We start from the raw sequence: 16855 nt of genomic DNA, 5'->3' as shown, positions 1-16855 counted from the left end.
ATAGGCATCATGAACCGCCGGGCGCGGGTGTATCGAGCATTGCAACCCGCCCTCCCAGGCCTGCGTCCATGTATATTCCGAACCGCTGATCGCTCCGTTCGCGCTGGTATCGTCGCAGCACCGCACGGACGTCGTTGCTCTGGACTTTATCGAACGGCAGATCGTCCGCCGGATAGAAAACCAGTCGCTGCGGCAGCGATGATGGCGAGGGAGCCGTCGCAAGCGACGCCCGAAAAATGAGATGACCCGAGCCATGTTCGGCGACATCGAAGACCGAGTAGAGGAACGTCGTTTCGGCAATAACCTTGAGCTCGTCGCCGCCCGAAAGCTCCAAGCCTCGGTCCGGTTTGCGGCGCTTGACCGTCGGCAGCCGGAGGCTGCCGTCCGCATCCTCGTGCAGCAGAATGCCACCTTCCCATTCGACGATGTAACCGACCACCATGTTGCTGGAGGGCAGCCATCCCGACGGCATCGGCTGTTCGATCCTGGCGTAATTGCCGCGACAGAAGGCGAGCGGCGCGGCAGGACTGGCTCCAAAAGCCAGAACCTCTCCAATAAGGACGACGTGATCGCCGGCATCGACACGATTGAACGTCTTGCAGTCGAACCAGGAGAGGCTGTCGGTCAGGACGGGAGCACCGGTATGGACGGAATCGAAATCAATGGCCTGAAATTTTTCCGGTGATTTCGATGCGAAAAGGTTGGAAACGTCGACCTGTCCTTCGTGCAGTATATTGATTGCAAAGGAGTTCGAGCGGATGAAGGCTTCATAACTCGAGGCGGCCTTGTTGACACAGACCAGCAGCAAGGGCGGTGATAGTGAGACCGAGGTGAAAGAGTTCGCCGTCATGCCCCTTGGAAGTCCATCCTGATCGATCGTGGTCACGACCGTTACACCGGTGACGAATGTGCCAAGGGTCCGGCGTAGTTCGACTGGATTGATTTCCACTTTCGCAACTGACGATACTGGCAAGCTCACAGGTGCCTCCCTCCATGATTGAGCCTCCAACCATAACCGCGCCTCCACGATCGTCTTCCTCCATTTGAAGAATGAGTGGGCCGTTTCGTCCTCAATCGGAAGATATAGCGCGGCACGTTTGCTGATTAGGTTCACGATGGATGTGGCGCTTAACGGCTCGAACGATGAGCGCGCGATGTCCTCAGGACGGCGTGACCGTTGCATTCGAGCAACCTGACAAGGGAGGAGATTTTGCCATGAACCGTGATCTGCGCGTGTGCCATATGCTGATTGACGGGGAAACTTGCAACGCTGGCGACGGTGGGCGTTTCACCTCCGTCAATCCCGCGACGGAAGAGCCCTGGGCAACATTTCCCGAAGCAACCGCCGAGGATGTCGACCGCGCGGTGAAGGCTGCACATGCAGCCTTCCGGGATGGAGAATGGTCGAAAACGTCGGCCACTGAACGAGGCAGCTGGCTGCATCGGATTGCGCGAGAGATCGAACGGTCAATCGATGAACTCGCCGAAGCTGAAACGATCGATACCGGTAAGCTTCTGAAGGAAACGCGCTGGCAGGCCCGCAATCTGGTCGGCATATACGACTATTATGCCGGCTTGGCGGACAAGATCGAGGGAAGCCTTCCCCCGACAGGACCCGGCGCGCCCTTGTCCCTCGTCACGCTTGAGCCTCTCGGCGTGGTCGCGGCCATCATTCCCTGGAATTCCCAGCTTCAACTCGCCGCCTACAAAATCGCCCCTGCCCTGGCTGCGGGAAATACTATCGTGGTCAAAGCATCAGAAGCCGCCCCTGCCGCCATCGTCGCCTTTGGCGACGTCGTTCGGCGCGCAGGACTGCCGAAAGGCGTTTTCAATATCGTGACCGGCGGCGGGCGCCCTTGCGGCGAGACGCTGGTCAGCCATCCGCTCGTCAGGCGGGTGAGCTTTACCGGTGGCGTCGAAACCGCCCGCAAGATCATCCCCGCGACGGCGACGAACATAGCGAACATGTCCCTGGAACTCGGCGGGAAATCGCCGGTCATCGTATTCGATGACGCCGACCTCGACAGCGCCGTGAACGGCGTGATCTCGGCGATATTCGCGGCCAGCGGACAAAGCTGTGCTGCAGGATCGCGACTTCTGATCCAGGCCGGCGTCTATGATACCCTGCTGGAGCGGCTTCGCGGCCGCGCCGCCGACATCAGGCTCGGCGATCCGCGGGATGCGGCGACGGATATGGGGCCGCTGGCGACGGGCGCGCAGCGCGACCGCATCGAGCGCCTCCTCCAGGACTCGATCGACCAGGGTGCGCGCCTAATCCATGGCGGGCGCCGCAGCAGCAACGAGAAGAAGGGGTATTATTTCGAACCAACGATCGTCGCCTGCGACCATCAGGACCTTCCGATCGTCCGAAACGAACTCTTCGGGCCGGTACTGTCGGTGCTGCGCTTCGAAACCGAGGAGGAGGCGATCCGCCTTGCAAGGGATTCCGAATTCGCCTTTGCCGGCGGCGTCTTCACTTCGGACTTCGCCAAGGCCTATCGTATCGCCAAAGCGGTGCCCGCCGGGCGTTTCTGGATCAACACCTACCGCGTGACATCCTACATGATGCCCTTCGGCGGCTCCGGCGCAAGCGGCTATGGGCGTGAAGCCGGCATCGAGGCCGTGCGCGACTACATGCAGTCGAAAAGCATTTTCGTCGAAGTGTCGGGCCGGCCTGTCGCGGATCCCTTCGTCATGCGATCTTGAGACCGGAGACATCAACGATGAACAGAACATCCAGTACCCCATCCCTCGACCGCTTCTGGATGCCATTCATCGCCAATCGGCAATTCAAGTCGGCCCCGCATCTGCCGGCATCCGCAGAGGGTATACACTACACCGACATCGACGGAAGCAGGATGCTCGACGGGCATCCTGCCTATGGCGCGTCAATACCGGGCCCGGCAGGAAGAAGATTGTTCAGGCGGTCGAGCGGCAGCTGGACATACTGGATTTTGTCAACAATCGGTGGGTTTTGCCGCAGATCCCCGCCAGCCACATGCTTCACACGCTCGGCCTGGAAAGGAGCGCCCTTTCCAAGGTTTTACCGAAACATCGCGTCGAGCTCGTCGACGATCTCGAGCTGATGGCTGCGCTTCACGGCGCGGAAACGATCGCCGCGGCTACGGCACTGCCCGCGCAAACCTCCTTGCCTCAATACTCCCCGAACATTCGGAGGATCCTGAAAACGAAACATCAGGTTCGCGATCGTCGGGCCGGATATGACGAATGAGCGACTTGCGACGCACATTGATCAGGATCAGGCAGGTCAGGGAGTGGGAACTGCAAAGAAAGTCGTCGCGGTGCCGCGACCTTGGCCGCTGAAGACGGCTACCTATTCATATCCTCGACCACCCAGCGGAAGAATAGAAATACGATGGCTGCAAATAGTAATAGTTGCATTACCTTGGGCAAATCAAGCATATCATAGCTCTCTAATTTTATCGCTGCATCATGCAGACGAGCCACAATATGCTGATATGTATTAATGATCCTCTACTTCGACATGCCGTAAATTACAATTAATACATAGTTTACTATGATTTATACATAACGAAACTGGCATATTCCAAGGAGAACAAAAATGAATACAGATTGCGATATGGAGTTGAACAAATAAAACTATTCTCCTCATACATAGCCGTTCGTCTTCGATTCGCCTGCCGTTGCCTCTATAGGAAAACCAAAGGCAGCGCGCGCCCCACGATAAGAACCATTCACGGCTCTTCATTCATCTAAAAATCGATTTTCAGGTGGAGGCGACAAGCCCTCCCGTTAGCGCCGGGCATGACCTTCAAGCGACGGCCAGCCTCCGGCAAAGCCGAGATAGTGGGCAAGCCAAGCCTTCGTCGGTCACCACCGCCAATCCACCCCACCTGTGCTCGACGACTGACCCGGAAGCTCATTCCGCCCAAAACTCTCCCCAGGAAACCTGCGGGCCGGCGTCAACCTCTTGCCCGGAGCCTTGAACATTATGCTCAACTGCGGCAATACCCCCTCGACCGCAACAACGAGAAGATAGCCAGAAATGCTCCAGACACCCTACTACCTGATCGACAAGGCAAAGCTCCTGCAGAATATGGAGAAGATTGCCTATGTCCGGGAACGGTCGGGTGCGAAGGCGCTGCTGGCGTTGAAATGCTTCGCCACCTGGGCCGTTTTCGACCTGATGCGCGATTATATGGACGGCACGACCTCGTCGTCGCTCAACGAGGTTCGCCTCGGCCATCAGCGCTTCGGCAAGGAAACCCATGCTTATTCGGTCGCCTACGCCGATTACGAGATCGATGAGGTGATCACTCATGCCGACAAGATCATCTTCAATTCCATCAGCCAGCTCGAACGTTTTGCTGAAAAGGCGTCCGGAGTTGTCCGCGGCCTACGCCTCAATCCGCAAATCAGTTCATCGAGCTTCGACCTCGCCGATCCGGCCCGCCCCTTTTCCCGGCTTGGCGAGTGGGATGTCGCCAAAGTCGAAGGGATCATGGACAAGATCAGCGGCTTCATGATCCATAATAACTGCGAGAATTCGGATTTCGGCCTGTTCGATCGCATGCTCGGCGAAATCGAGCAGAGGTTCGGCGCACTGTTGGAAAAAGCCGAATGGGTAAGCCTTGGCGGCGGCATCCATTTTACCGGCGAGGATTATCCGGTCGCTGCCTTTGCGGAGCGGCTGAAAGCCTTTTCGCAGCACTATGGCGTGCAGGTCTACCTGGAACCCGGCGAGGCCTCGATCACCAGATCGACGACGCTGGAGACCACGGTGCTGGACGCGCTCTACAACGGCAAGCATCTCGCCATCGTCGACAGCTCGATCGAGGCCCACATGCTCGACCTGCTGATCTACCGCGAAAACGCCAAGGTCCGGCCGAATACGGGACCGCATCGCTACATGGTCTGCGGGAAATCGTGCCTGGCCGGCGATATCTTCGGCGAGTTCGATTTTCAGCAAGAGCTGAAAGTCGGCGACCGCATCTCCTTTCAGGATACGGCGGGCTATACCATGGTCAAAAAGAACTGGTTCAACGGCGTGAAGATGCCGGCGATCGCCGTCAAGGAGCTTGATGGCACCATCCGAACGGTTCGCGAATTCACCTACGCGGACTATGAGCAGAGCCTCTCCTGAGGCTTATCGAAGGGATAGAAGGAGATATCCGATATCATGAATAAGAATATCCTCATCATCGGCGGCGGAGGCGTCGCCCAGGTGGTGGCGCACAAGTGCGCCCAGAACAACGATGTCTTAGGAGACATCCACATCGCCTCGCGCACCAAGGCAAAATGTGACGCGATCATCGAAAGCGTTCGTGACAAAAAGGCGATGAAGCAGCCGGGCGTCCTTGAAGCCCACGCGCTGAACGCGCTCGACATCGAGGCAACCAAGGAGCTGATCCGCAAGACCGCCGCCGAAATCGTCATCAATGTCGGAACCGCCTTCCTCAACATGTCCGTGCTGCGTGCCTGCATGGACACCGGTGTCGCCTATATCGATACCGCCATCCACGAAGAGCCCGGCAAGATCTGCGAGACGCCGCCGTGGTATGGAAACTACGAATGGCAACGGGCATCGGAATGCGCCGACAAGGGCGTCACCGCCATTCTCGGCGCCGGCTTCGATCCGGGCGTGGTGAATGCCTATGCCCGGCTTGCCAAGGACGACTATCTCGACACGGTGACGGATGTCGACATCGTCGACATCAATGCCGGCAGCCACGGCAAGTATTTCGCCACGAACTTCGATCCGGAGATCAATTTCCGCGAATTCACCGGTGTCGTCTATTCCTGGCAGAACAGGCAGTGGCAGGTGAACAAGATGTTCGAGATCGATCAGGAATACGATCTGCCTGTCGTCGGCAAGCGCAAGGCCTATCTTTGCGGCCATGACGAAGTTCACTCGCTGGCGAAGAACATGGATGGCGCCGACGTGCGCTTCTGGATGGGCTTTTCCGATCACTACATCAACGTCTTCACCGTCCTGAAGGGCATCGGGCTTCTGTCCGAACAGCCGATCAGAACCGCGGAAGGTCTGGATGTCGTGCCGCTCAAGGTGGTCAAGGCGTGCCTGCCGGACCCGGCATCGCTTGCGCCGCAATATGAAGGCAAGACCTGCATCGGCGATTTCGTGAAAGGCCTGAAGGACGGCAAGGAACGCACCGTCTTCATCTACAACGTCGCCGACCACAGGCAAGCCTACGACGAAGTGGGCAGCCAGGGCATTTCCTACACCGCCGGCGTGCCGCCTGTTGCAGCCGCCATGCTTGTAGCCAGCGGCGAGTGGGACGTGAAGAAGATGGCCAATGTCGAGGAACTGCCGCCGAAGCCCTTCCTCAACATTCTCAACCGGATCGGTCTGCCGACCTATATCCGCGACGAGCAGGGAGAACGGCCGCTCCATTTCTGACGCAGGCCGATTGTGTCAAGCGCACAGGATTGGGCCCCTTGTTTGGGGCCCAATCCTGGATGAGTCGCAGCCGCTAGTGGACGAGGGCGCGGCTCTTCCTTCGCCCGTTCAGCAGATGAATGAACGTGATGCCCTGCTCCAGCAGCAGTTCGGCGGCTTTCAGATCGCTCGGGCCGAGATCGGACGAACAGCCGCGAAGGTTGCACGCCAGAAACAGGGAGTTCGTGACGGCGAGCGCATCCCCGTCCTCCTCCGCCTCCTCGGCTGCGGCTTGCAGGACATCCGCGACCGCCGCCATAAGGTCGGCGCGCTCCTGCCGGTTCATCTCGTCAAGACTCTTGGTAATGCCACTCATGACCTCTCCTTCGCGCGCACGGATATTCACGACATCGGTCGGATCGGCGCAGCTTGCAAATTCGGAAATGATTGAAATGCGGTTGGTAAGCCAGATATGGCTATCAATGGCCGGAGCGGCAAGGCATGGCTTCCATGCCGGAGATGCATGGCAGGGCGGCTGAACCGCCCCGCATCATATGACGACGGCGGCTGCCACGAAATTTCGCCTGTACTTGGAGCGTCTAAAGCCGTGCCATCCAGTCATGATCCGGGTGGAGCCTTTCGAGCCACTTCCGTAAGTCAGCTCTTTCCGATGCCGAAAGTCTGGGCAAGGCAAGATCGAAATCCTGATCGTCCTTTTCCCGGCGGTGCCTGGCCTTGAAAAGAAGCACTGCAGCAGGCCCGAGATAGGGGAGACCTTCGGCGGTTTTGCGGATGATATCATTGCGAGGGAGCTTGAGCGTCGGGTCGCGTTTGTACACCCAGGTCGCAGGGGTGCCGCGTTCCGGCATCATGTCGACGCGCCAACACCCCTCTTTCGGATCGGCGCCCCAAAGCTGTGTGACGTGTGCAGGCGGCGGCACCGATGATGGAAGATGTTCGATATGACCATCGACGACGGAGAAAAATGCCAGTTCCCCTAGCAGCGCGCGGGCCCGGTCGACATCCTCAGGCAGTACGGCAAATTCAAGATCCTCGTGATTCCGGGTCTGCCTGCCATGCCAAAGGTCCAGAGCCCAGCCACCGACGACGTACCAGTGAATGTCCGCGCCGAGACGTTGCATCAGATCGGCCGGATGCCACGCATTCCAGGCCTCATCAGGAAGAGGTTTCATTTGGCCAGTCGCCTAGTGGTGTAACGTTTCTTCCCCTTAGACTGTCGGCCGGTCCCATGAAACGAATTCCTTCCGTCCATGCGACAAATTCCCGACAGCCTGCGCCGGAAGCCAATTCAGCGGACTCAGGCGCGAGACTTCGCGTCGCAACCGGTCAACGTGGCCGGCGGATGGCGCGCAATTTGCCGCTGCCGCCGCCACCGGCGTAGAAACGGTCCTTGCCGTCGGATTCGAGGCCGGAGACGCCGGTGCCCTCCGGCATTTCCAGCCGTTCCAGCACCTCCCCCGTCACCGGGTCGATGCGGCGGACGTCGCTTTCATCGCCTTCCCAGGTGCCGTGCCACAACTCGCCATCGACCCAGGTCACGCCGGTGACGATGCGGTTGGATTCGATGGCGCGCCGGATAGCGCCGGTCTCAGGGTCGATCTCGTAGATCTTGCGGCCGCGATGTTGCCCTACCCACAGGCTGCCGTCACTCCAGGCAAGGCCCGAATCCCCACCGTTTCCCGGCGCGGGAATGGTTGCAAGTATCTGGCCTGTCTCGGGATCGAGCTTGTGAATCCGGTCCTCGGCGATCTGATAGAGATAGCGCCCGTCGAAAGCCGTGCCGGCATGGGAGGCGACATCGATGGTGCGCACCTGCGCGCCGCTCTCCGGATTCAGGGCATGCAGCTTTTCGCCCGAGGCGAACCAGACGTGCTGCCCGTCGAAGGTGACGCCGTTCACGCGGGACGCATTTTCGAAGGGGCCGTATTCGCGAATGATTTCCGCTTGGGATTTTTTCATGCATCCATCCTCCGGTCAGGATCGGTTGAGTTTCAAAGATGTGAAAGCTTAGTCGCTCGGCAGCGGTCCGGGGAGTAACAATGTTGTCGGGAAGCCAACGACCGGCGGCATCATCCAGCGTCGAGCCCGGCCATTGCCGACACTTTGCACCCTCCCGTCGGCAGCAAGCGCGTCGAGCCCGCGCTGTACCGTGCGCGGGCTTGTCGACAGCGCGATCGACAATGCCGAACTCGACCAGGACTCTCCATCCGCGAGCAGGGCGAGCAGCCAGGCATTCTCGACCTCGACAGGCGGCGCCAGCACCACGACGTCACGGCTCCCGTGCGGCATCAGCGCAAAACCGCGCGCCGTTGCGCTGATGCCGGCAAGCGGTTCCAGTGCCGCACGAAGTCTTCCAACCTCGACCCTGAGCCGCGCCCTATGGGATTCGTCGGCGTGGCGCGCCCGGAACGCGCGGGAAAGCAGCAGCGCACGCGGTGCGTCGGCGGGAGCCGTCTCCGCCAGTACGCGCGCCAGGGCGAAAAGCACCGGACGACTTGCAAGCGATACGACGTCGCCGCCGCTACGCACGACATTGCGACAGGCATCGACGACCAATGCCCCGGAAGACAGCAGCGCCTCGACCTCGTCGAGCGACAGCAGCCTTTCGCTGCCCTGCGCCAGCAACCGCGCGGCCGGCGCATCGAGAACGCGCGCCGCATCGCGCACCTCGATGGCAAGTGCAGGAATCCCGGCCTTCCCGGCCGCTTCCGCTGCCCGCTTAAAGGCGGCGCGGGCCGGCTCGATGCGCAGGCGGCGGATGGCGATGCCGGCAATGGCCAGTTCATGGCTTGCCCTTGCGGCCGGCGGCAGTGGCGATGGATCGAGCTTCGCCAATACCCGTTCAGCCGCGTCCAGATGGCCGACGAGCAGCAGGCGGCGTATCTGCAGATTGCGGGCGTGAGCGGCATTGATGCGGTCGCCATGTCTTTCAAGGGCCACGCGCGCCGTCTCCAGCGCCTTTTCCGGCCAGCCGAGGTCGCGCGAGACAAGGGCGATTTCCGCCTCTGCCACCACGCAGCGGGCGCGGGCAACAGCCTCGCGCGGACCAAAGGCGCGCGCGGCACTCTTCAACAACATCTTGGCGCGGACGAGATCGCCGAGCTGCGCCATGGCGATGCCGCGGATCGCCAGCGCCGGCGCGTCGTCGCGCAGCGCCACGCGCTTCAGCGCGCCCAACGCATCGCCGGCGGCAAGCGCCTGCGCAGCCGCGACGATCAGCGAGTCCATCGAAATCCCGTCACACTTGTAACTCCCACCCCTGCGGCCTCCAGCCGTAAGTTATCGCACATCGGCAGGCAAGACGCAGCGCCGACAAGAACAGACCTGACGGTTAAGAGGATATGAACCATGACGATGCATAGAACAGGAACACGCAATGAATGGCTTTCGGCACGGCTTTCCCTGTTGGAGCAGGAAAAGGAACTGACGCGGCACAGCGACGAGATTGCCGCGCGGCGCCAGGACCTGCCTTGGGTGAAGGTGGAGAAGGACTATCGGCTGGACACGGACAAGGGCATGGTCCCGCTCTCGGCGCTCTTCAAGGGGCGCTCACAGCTTCTCGTCTATCACTTCATGTTCGGGCCGGACTATACCGCCGGTTGCCCATCCTGCTCATCGATCGCCGACGGCTTCAACGGCGTCGCGGTCCACCTTGAAAATCACGATGTCGCCTTCTCCGCAGTCTCACGGGCACCCCTCATGAAACTGAAGGAATTCAAGCAGCGCATGGGCTGGACGTTCGACTGGGCCTCCTCGGCCAACAGCGATTTCAACCATGACTTCAATGTCTGGTTCACGCCGGAGGAGCAGCGCGATGGCGGCATCGAATACAATTACCGCCGTGAGCCGCCGATGCCTGAACTGGCAGGCAAGACGGTGCAGCAATGGGAGCTGCGCGGCAGCGAAGGCCCGGTTGCGCAGATCGCATCGATGACCGGCACCGACGTTGCGACCTACACGCGCGACCGGCCCGGCGTCAGCGCCTTCGCGATAGAGGATGGCGACATCTATCACACCTATTCGTCCTATGCCCGCGGGCTCGACGGTCTGTGGGGCATGTATCAGTGGCTCGACCGGGCGCCGCTCGGCCGCAACGAGACCGGCGTGTGGTGGCGGCACCATGACCGCTATGGAGCAAACTGATGTCCCGTTCATCTGAAATCGGGGAAAGGGACGGCGGACATTCCGCCGTCCCTGCCCTGCCCGCCATTGCCGGCCGCTGGCTGTCTCTGGCAGCCGCGCCGAGCTTCGCCCTCATGATGGCGCTGTCGGCCTATGGCGCGGACGGCGACATGATCTGCTCGGCGCATGACGGCTCGATGCTTGGCGGAATGGTGCCGATGTATCTGCTCATGAGCCTCTTTCACTGTGGACCGTGGCTTAGACTTCTCTCGAGAGAAGGACGCGGTGCCGGCATCCAAGGCTAGATCCCGGCAACACTATACGAGGTTCTTGAGGTACAATGAAAGCAGCTGGGTCTGTGAGGAAATGCCGAGCTTGCGATAGACGTTGCGCCGATGGACCTTCACCGTACCCGTAGAGATATTGAGCTTCAGTCCGATCGATTCCGACGAATGCCCCTGCAGGACGAGCTCGACGATGGAAGTCTCCCGGCTCGTCAGATTGAGATCCCGCCAGACGGCTTCGGCTGGCGGGACGGTTTCGCTCTGACCCGGCTTGCGCCTCGCCCTGCTGCCATCAGCCAATTGCGCATCGAAGCGCGAAGCAAGGCCGGACCAATAGTGCCTGACCATGGTTGCAACGAGCGGCTCGACCTTCTTCAGCGTCATGAATTCCGCAGGCGGGAATACACCGGTCTCCTCGCGCCGCATCAACGACAGGACGATGGTGATGTCATCGTCAGCATTGACAAAGAAGCCGATTTCCTCGGCAAGTCCCGTCTGAACGTAATAAGTCCGGTAGTACTCGCTGGAGAAGAACCGATCCGGCGCCAGTTCCCGCATCCTGAGCACGCCCTCGCGGCGGCCGCGCGCCGTGTGGTAGAAGGGATCGAGCAGATAGGGACCGGCCTGATAGAGCGTGACGAAGACGATATGCTCGTCGCGGTCGAAGGTACTGTAGAGGTCGATCGGCCTCTCCTTGCCGCGATAGGCGAAGACGACCACGTAGTCGAACCGCACCAGCGCCGCCATCATCTGGCGAAAGGTCTCTCCGAACTCGGCATCCGCCATCGCCGATTTGCCGATCGTGGCGTTGAGGGCGGTAAACAGCCCTTCAAGGTCGGTGCTCATATGACGGATCCCCTCTGCCGCCCCGCGCCAACAAGCGCAGCCCTATATACACCTTCCATGAAGCATTCTGCACGAAAATACCTCTTTCGGGGTATATACCTCGCAAGAAGCTCAGGCTTACTCTTTCCTTAACGACGGTGGCAATAAGGCAGGGAAAGACTGCCGACCAACCGCAGGGAACAGACGTGGCATCCGCTTCAACGAACGATATCGAATTCCGTTCGGTCACGAAGGCCTATGGCGCCGTGACCGCCGTAACGGACATCAACCTCAATGTGCCCAAGGGCGCATTCCTGGCGCTTCTCGGGCCTTCCGGCTGCGGGAAGACGACGTGCCTGCGCATGATCGGCGGCTTCGAGCAGCCGAGCGAAGGCACGGTGCTGATCGATGGGCGCGAGATGAACGGTGTCCCGGCCTACCGGCGTCCGGTCAACATGGTGTTCCAGCACTACGCGCTGTTTCCACATTTCAACGTCGAGCAGAATGTCGCCTACGGGCTGAAACAGATGCGCCCCAGGGTCAAAGCCTCCGAGATCGACCGGCGGGTCGCCGAAGCGCTCGATATGGTTCGCCTCGGTGGTTTCGCCAAGCGCCGCATCCACGAAATGTCCGGCGGCCAGCAGCAGCGCGTCGCGCTGGCGCGTGCCATTGTCAATCGTCCCTCCGTGCTCCTGCTCGATGAGCCGCTCGCCGCACTCGACAAGAAACTGCGCTCGGCCATGCAGATCGAGTTGCAAACGCTGCAGCGCGAGCTTGGCATCACCTTCGTTCTCGTCACCCATGACCAGGAGGAAGCGCTGTCGATGGCCGATATCGTCTGCGTCATGAGCGCGGGCCGCATCCGCCAGCTCGGAACGCCGCAGGAAGTCTACGACCGCCCCGCCGACCTCTTCGTCGCCGATTTCGTCGGCAAGACGAACCGCATAGAGGCGACGATGGAGGCAGACGGCGAAACGCTTCGCCTTGCCGACGGCTCGGCGATTTCGGCCGGCAAGCGCCTAGCGCCGGGGGCAGCGATTGCCGCGCTGCGGCCGGAGGCAATCCATCTGAGCCGCGAGATGGCGACCTCGGGCTTGTCTCTCAAAGGCACGGTCACGCATCGCATCTTCCTGGGATCGTCCGCGGAATATGCGGTGACCGTCCCCGGACTGGGCGATTTCCTCATCACTTCGGATCGCCGCAGCATGAACGAAAGCGATCTCGTTGGGCCGGGCGAACAGGTTTTCCTCGGTTTCGACCCCACAGCCTTACATGTCTTTCCAGCATCGAATGCATAAACCAAAAAGGGAACAGCATCATGAGCAAGGATTATAAGGACAATCTCCCCATCTCCGCCGAAGGCTTCATGGATGAATTCATGCGCCTGAAGCGCGGCTCCGTTAGCCGTCGTCACTTCCTGGGCGTAACCGGCCTCGGTCTTGCGACGGCGGTCCTGTCGCGCTTCCCGGGCGCGCTTTCGACCCCCGCTTATGCCGCGGGCGAACTCGGCACGCAGATGTCGATCGCCACCTGGCCGAACTATCACGATCCCGCAACTTTCGAGAACTTCAAGGCCGCGACCGGCGTCGCCGTCGAGGTCAACGTCTTCGGTTCGAACGAGGAAATGCTCGCGAAACTGCAGGCAGGCGCGTCCGGCTGGTCTCTGTACGTACCGACGAACTACACGATTTCGACCTATCACAAGCTTGGTCTGATCGAGGAGCTCGATCTTTCGAAGATCCCGAACTTCAGCCAGGCAACCGAAAGCCCGCGTTTCACCAAGGAAGGGCAGATCGACGGAAAGACGTATGCCGTGCCGAAGAATTGGGGCACGACGGGCTTTTCCGTCAACACCTCGAAGATCAAGACGAAGCTTTCAAGCTGGAAGGACTTCTTCGAAATCGCCCAGACGGAAGCCGATGGCCGCGCCATGGTGCATGACTATCAGCTGACCACCATCGGCAGCGCTCTCGTTTCTCTCGGCTATGATTTCAACTCGATCAAGCCGGAAGAGCTTGCCAAGGCCGAAGAACTGCTGATCAAGGTCAAGCCGCATCTCTTCGCCATCAATTCCGACTACCAGCCATCGATGCGTTCGACGGATGCCTGGCTGACCATGTGCTGGACCAATGACGGCGCACAGCTCAACCGCGACATGCCCGAACTTGCCTATGTGCTCGGCAAGGACGGCGGCGAGATCTGGACCGACTATTATGCGATCCCGAAGGATGCGCCGAACAAGCCCGCCGGTTATGCCCTGCTCAACTATCTCATGGACCCGAAGAATGCGGTGAAGGAGCACATCGCCAACGGCGCGCCGACCACCGACAGCCGCGTCATCGCGCTGCTGCCGAAGGAGATTACGTCGAACAAGATCGTCTATCCGGATGAAGCCTCGCTGACGCCGCTGGAATTCGGCGCCGCCGTAACGCTCACCGATCCGAGCCGCGCCGAACTGATGGCGCGCTTCAAATCGGCCTGATCGCCTCTACCCAACTCCGGTCCCTGCTGCGTTGGCAGCACGGGACCGGCCTTGCTTTCCGAATCGGCGGATAAAGAACTCTCGATGCCCCTTAACCCTGCCACCAAACGGCGCCTTGTCACCGCTGCCCTCGTCGGTCCGGCAAGTCTCTGGCTTTTCGTCTTCCTGGTGCTCCCCTTCATCGCCATCATCGTCTTCGCCTTTGGCGAGCGTGCTCCGGAAGGCGGCTATCAGGCCGCGTTCACCTTTGAGCAATTCGCCAATCTCGGCGCACGGGCGACAGCCTTCGTCAATACGCTGATCCTCGCGCCGATCGGCGCGGCCGCCTGCCTGCTCGTCGCCTATCCGGTCGCCTATTATCTGGCCGTCAAGGCAAGTCCGCAACGTCGCCTGCTGCTCGTTTCGCTTGTCGTCGTTCCCTTCTGGACCAGCCTCCTCGTGCGAACCTATGCCTGGATGTACCTGCTCGGCGCACGCGGCATTCCGCACCTCCTCGAATTCTTCGGCATCGAAAACGTCAGGCTCATCAACACGCCGGGCGCGGTGCTGCTCGGCATCGTCTACGGCTATCTGCCGCTGATGATCATGCCGATCTATGTCAGCCTCGAAAAGCTCGACCGCCGGCTGCTCGAGGCATCCGCCGATCTCGGCGCCAAGCCCATCTCGACCTTCTTCGGCATTACGCTGCCGCTGTCATTGCCGGGTGTGATGACCGGCGTGGCGCTGGTGACGATCCTGCTGTTGGGCGAATATCTCATCCCGCAGCTGCTCGGCGGCGGCAAGGTGTTCTTCATCGGCAACGCGCTTGTCGATCTCTTCCTGCAGTCGCGCAACTGGCCGTTCGGATCGGCAATCGCCGTGACCCTGGTTGCCGTTGTCGTCATCGTATTGCTTGTCGCCATGCGCATCGCCTGGCGCGTTGCGGGCACTCGCCAGGTGGATCTCGTCTGATGCGCGCGCTCGTCACCTTCGTCTATCTGTTCCTCTATACGCCGATCGCGCTCGTCGTGCTGTTCTCTTTCAATGCCGGCCGCAATGCGAGCGAGTTTACCGGCTTCTCGACGCAATGGTACGGCCGCGCGCTGTCAAACACCTTCCTGATGGAAGCGCTGCAGAACAGCCTCATCATCGCGTCTACCAGTGCGGCGCTGGCGGCGATCTTCGGAACGATGGCGGCAATCGGCCTGGAACGGCTCGGTCCCCGCACCCGCGCTGTTTTCGACGGGCTCTTTGCCGCGGCGATCGTCGTTCCTGGCGTCGTCATCGGCATTGCGACGCTGGTGGCGCTGGTCGAGGTCTTCGGCGTCATCAATCCGCTGATCGCTGCCGTCTGGCCGGGCGACCAGCCGCCGAAATTCGCACTCGGCTATGGCTCGATCATCGCGGCGCACGGCCTTTTCACCATGGCACTGGTGACGATGATCGTGAAGGCGCGCATTGCCAGCCTCGGGCGCGATATCGTCGAGGCCTCCAGCGATCTCTATGCCACGCCGCTGACCACCTTCCGTCAGATCGTCCTGCCACAGATCATGCCGTCGATCCTCGCTGGATTCCTGCTCGCCTTCACCTTTTCCTTCGACGACTTCATCATCGCTTTCTTCGTTGCCGGCTCGAACACGACGCTGCCGATCTATGTCTTCGCCTCCATCCGCCGCGGCGTGACGCCGGAAATCAATGCGATCGCGACGATGGTGCTGATTGCCTCGCTCGCCCTCATTTTCATCGCGCGCTTCCTGATGCGCGAAAAGACAACGACAAACTGACCGGGGAAATTTCATGATACTCAAGGATCGCGTCGCAATCGTCACCGGAGCCGGCTCCGGTATCGGCCGCGCCGGCGCGCTCATCATGGCGCGTGAAGGCGCGCATGTGGTCGTCGCCGACATCGACCTGGCAAATGCCGAGGAGACCGTGAGCCAGATTGCCGCGGCCGGCAACAGTGCCGAGAGCCTTGTTGTCGACGTCATGGATGATCTGGCGCTTGAAGCGGGAATAGCCGCGGTTGCGGCGCGTCATGGCCGGATCGACATCCTGCACAATCATGCGGGCTCGCAGGTTGCAGGCAATCTGGAAGACGTCGCAGTCGCGGGCTTCGACACATCCTGGAACCTGAATGTCCGCGCGCATTTCATGGCTTCGCGGCTCGTGATGCCGATCATGAAACAGGCGGGCAAGGGCGTCATTCTCAACACCTCGTCTTCTTCGGGCGTACTCTACGACCGCGAGATGATCGCCTACACAACGTCCAAGCACGCTGTCATCGCCATGACCAAGCAGATGGCGGGCGACTATGCGCGCTTCGGCATCCGCGTCAACGCGCTTTGCCCCGGCTGGGTCGACACGCCGTTCAATGCACCGTTCATCGCACAGATGGGCGGACGCAGCGCGATTGAAAGCTATATCGCCGATAAGGTGCCGCTCGGACGATGGGCCGACGTTTCGGAAATCGCAGAACCGATCCTGTTCCTCGTTTCCGATCGTTCCTCCTACATGACGGGACAGATCCTTGTCGTCGATGGTGGCGAAACGGTCGTCTAGGCTCAGGCATGGCTGGAGGCTATATACTCCCCGCCCCGCCCTTCCCGTCAGCGTCGCCTGGCGGGAAGATGGTGCAGCAGCGAGCGGCACGCCTGCATGATGTGATCCGTCAGGAACGCGGCCGCCTGTTCCACATCGCCGGTCTTGCAGATCGCCAGCAATTCGCGATGCTCGCGATCGGCCGTCTCCTTGCCGTGCGACAGA

Annotated in this window: 16 protein-coding genes and 1 pseudogene; 11 read left to right on the top strand and 6 right to left on the bottom strand. The window is 60.6% G+C overall.

The features are described from left to right. Positions 1-7 precede the first annotated feature (7 nt). Positions 8-1183: a flavin reductase gene (locus ACQZ6J_RS33095; protein ID WP_449087121.1), complete on the bottom strand. Its 1176-nt coding sequence runs from the start codon at positions 1181-1183 to the stop codon at positions 8-10. A 32-nt stretch (positions 1184-1215) separates the two neighbouring features. Here ACQZ6J_RS33095 and ACQZ6J_RS33090 point away from each other — a divergent pair, with 32 nt between their 5' ends. The 4 genes and pseudogenes from ACQZ6J_RS33090 (at position 1216) to ACQZ6J_RS33075 (ending at position 6400) form a co-directional block, all read left to right on the top strand. Further along, the gene (locus tag ACQZ6J_RS33090) at positions 1216-2706 is read left to right on the top strand and encodes an aldehyde dehydrogenase (RefSeq protein ID WP_449087120.1); all 1491 of its coding nucleotides are present in this window, start codon (positions 1216-1218) and stop codon (positions 2704-2706) included. Between the two features lie 17 nt (positions 2707-2723). Then, a pseudogene (locus ACQZ6J_RS33085) lies at positions 2724-2956 on the top strand (aspartate aminotransferase family protein); the annotation flags it as partial. A 1071-nt stretch (positions 2957-4027) separates the two neighbouring features. Then, positions 4028-5125, top strand: a complete 1098-nt coding sequence (gene nspC, locus ACQZ6J_RS33080; RefSeq protein ID WP_449087119.1) for a carboxynorspermidine decarboxylase — start codon at positions 4028-4030, stop codon at positions 5123-5125. A gap of 36 nt (positions 5126-5161) precedes the next feature. Then, positions 5162-6400 (top strand): saccharopine dehydrogenase family protein, encoded by a 1239-nt coding sequence (locus ACQZ6J_RS33075; RefSeq protein ID WP_449087118.1) that lies wholly within the window; start codon positions 5162-5164, stop codon positions 6398-6400. A 73-nt stretch (positions 6401-6473) separates the two neighbouring features. Here the strand turns inward: ACQZ6J_RS33075 and ACQZ6J_RS33070 are convergent, their stop codons facing one another. The 4 genes from ACQZ6J_RS33070 to ACQZ6J_RS33055 form a co-directional block, all read right to left on the bottom strand. Then, a complete protein-coding gene (locus tag ACQZ6J_RS33070; protein ID WP_163993033.1) occupies positions 6474-6755 on the bottom strand; it encodes a hypothetical protein in 282 nt (93 codons plus the stop codon). Positions 6756-6978: 223 nt separating this feature from the next. Beyond that, the gene (locus ACQZ6J_RS33065) at positions 6979-7572 is read right to left on the bottom strand and encodes a nucleotidyltransferase domain-containing protein (RefSeq protein ID WP_449087117.1); all 594 of its coding nucleotides are present in this window, start codon (positions 7570-7572) and stop codon (positions 6979-6981) included. Between the two features lie 154 nt (positions 7573-7726). Then, complete coding sequence (locus ACQZ6J_RS33060; RefSeq protein WP_449087116.1) at positions 7727-8359, bottom strand: Vgb family protein; 633 nt, start codon at positions 8357-8359, stop codon at positions 7727-7729. Positions 8360-8407: 48 nt separating this feature from the next. After that, entirely contained in the window at positions 8408-9628 is a 1221-nt protein-coding gene (locus tag ACQZ6J_RS33055) for a helix-turn-helix domain-containing protein (RefSeq protein WP_449087115.1), read from the bottom strand. Between the two features lie 120 nt (positions 9629-9748). On the opposite strand from ACQZ6J_RS33055, the gene ACQZ6J_RS33050 reads away from it, so the two are divergent. Continuing rightward, positions 9749-10543, top strand: coding sequence for a DUF899 domain-containing protein (locus ACQZ6J_RS33050; protein ID WP_449087114.1), 795 nt, complete (start codon positions 9749-9751; stop codon positions 10541-10543). Further along, positions 10543-10827 carry a hypothetical protein gene (locus tag ACQZ6J_RS33045; protein ID WP_449087113.1) on the top strand — a complete coding sequence of 95 codons (285 nt, stop codon included), beginning with the start codon at positions 10543-10545 and terminating at the stop codon, positions 10825-10827. The genes ACQZ6J_RS33050 and ACQZ6J_RS33045 overlap by 1 nt, the downstream gene beginning before the upstream one ends. A gap of 12 nt (positions 10828-10839) precedes the next feature. Here ACQZ6J_RS33045 and ACQZ6J_RS33040 read toward each other — a convergent pair whose 3' ends face one another. Next, positions 10840-11652, bottom strand: coding sequence for a LuxR C-terminal-related transcriptional regulator (locus ACQZ6J_RS33040; protein WP_449087112.1), 813 nt, complete (start codon positions 11650-11652; stop codon positions 10840-10842). 185 nt (positions 11653-11837) lie between these two features. Between ACQZ6J_RS33040 and ACQZ6J_RS33035 the strand changes: the two genes are divergently transcribed. The 5 genes from ACQZ6J_RS33035 to ACQZ6J_RS33015 all read left to right on the top strand — a co-directional run bounded on the left by ACQZ6J_RS33035 (position 11838) and on the right by ACQZ6J_RS33015 (position 16651). Then, positions 11838-12929, top strand: a complete 1092-nt coding sequence (locus ACQZ6J_RS33035) for a polyamine ABC transporter ATP-binding protein (RefSeq protein WP_163993019.1) — start codon at positions 11838-11840, stop codon at positions 12927-12929. 20 nt (positions 12930-12949) lie between these two features. Continuing rightward, positions 12950-14113 carry a polyamine ABC transporter substrate-binding protein gene (locus ACQZ6J_RS33030; RefSeq protein WP_163993018.1) on the top strand — a complete coding sequence of 388 codons (1164 nt, stop codon included), beginning with the start codon at positions 12950-12952 and terminating at the stop codon, positions 14111-14113. 84 nt (positions 14114-14197) lie between these two features. Further along, positions 14198-15064, top strand: a complete 867-nt coding sequence (locus ACQZ6J_RS33025; RefSeq protein WP_163993016.1) for an ABC transporter permease — start codon at positions 14198-14200, stop codon at positions 15062-15064. Continuing rightward, on the top strand, positions 15064-15876 hold the full coding sequence (locus ACQZ6J_RS33020; RefSeq protein ID WP_449087111.1) for an ABC transporter permease: 813 nt from the start codon (positions 15064-15066) through the stop codon (positions 15874-15876). The genes ACQZ6J_RS33025 and ACQZ6J_RS33020 overlap by 1 nt, the downstream gene beginning before the upstream one ends. Before the next feature lie 13 nt (positions 15877-15889). Beyond that, on the top strand, positions 15890-16651 hold the full coding sequence (locus tag ACQZ6J_RS33015) for an SDR family NAD(P)-dependent oxidoreductase (protein ID WP_163993012.1): 762 nt from the start codon (positions 15890-15892) through the stop codon (positions 16649-16651). Positions 16652-16855: the final 204 nt, after the last annotated feature.

This window comes from Rhizobium sp. A37_96, assembly GCF_053521765.1.
Note: the sequence above shows the minus strand (reverse complement) of the source record. Positions and strands in the feature narration are given on the sequence as shown.

Coding starts and splice junctions, on each gene's coding strand:
- ACQZ6J_RS33055 (WP_449087115.1), bottom strand. CDS start 9,628: ATGGACTCGCTGATCGTCGCGGCTGCGCAGGCGCTTGCCGCCGGCGAT.
- ACQZ6J_RS33045 (WP_449087113.1), top strand. CDS start 10,543: ATGTCCCGTTCATCTGAAATCGGGGAAAGGGACGGCGGACATTCCGCC.
- ACQZ6J_RS33020 (WP_449087111.1), top strand. CDS start 15,064: ATGCGCGCGCTCGTCACCTTCGTCTATCTGTTCCTCTATACGCCGATC.
- ACQZ6J_RS33095 (WP_449087121.1), bottom strand. CDS start 1,183: ATGCAACGGTCACGCCGTCCTGAGGACATCGCGCGCTCATCGTTCGAG.
- ACQZ6J_RS33050 (WP_449087114.1), top strand. CDS start 9,749: ATGACGATGCATAGAACAGGAACACGCAATGAATGGCTTTCGGCACGG.
- ACQZ6J_RS33060 (WP_449087116.1), bottom strand. CDS start 8,359: ATGAAAAAATCCCAAGCGGAAATCATTCGCGAATACGGCCCCTTCGAA.
- ACQZ6J_RS33070 (WP_163993033.1), bottom strand. CDS start 6,755: ATGAGTGGCATTACCAAGAGTCTTGACGAGATGAACCGGCAGGAGCGC.
- ACQZ6J_RS33090 (WP_449087120.1), top strand. CDS start 1,216: ATGAACCGTGATCTGCGCGTGTGCCATATGCTGATTGACGGGGAAACT.
- ACQZ6J_RS33015 (WP_163993012.1), top strand. CDS start 15,890: ATGATACTCAAGGATCGCGTCGCAATCGTCACCGGAGCCGGCTCCGGT.
- ACQZ6J_RS33065 (WP_449087117.1), bottom strand. CDS start 7,572: ATGAAACCTCTTCCTGATGAGGCCTGGAATGCGTGGCATCCGGCCGAT.
- ACQZ6J_RS33030 (WP_163993018.1), top strand. CDS start 12,950: ATGAGCAAGGATTATAAGGACAATCTCCCCATCTCCGCCGAAGGCTTC.
- ACQZ6J_RS33025 (WP_163993016.1), top strand. CDS start 14,198: ATGCCCCTTAACCCTGCCACCAAACGGCGCCTTGTCACCGCTGCCCTC.
- ACQZ6J_RS33075 (WP_449087118.1), top strand. CDS start 5,162: ATGAATAAGAATATCCTCATCATCGGCGGCGGAGGCGTCGCCCAGGTG.
- ACQZ6J_RS33040 (WP_449087112.1), bottom strand. CDS start 11,652: ATGAGCACCGACCTTGAAGGGCTGTTTACCGCCCTCAACGCCACGATC.
- nspC (WP_449087119.1), top strand. CDS start 4,028: ATGCTCCAGACACCCTACTACCTGATCGACAAGGCAAAGCTCCTGCAG.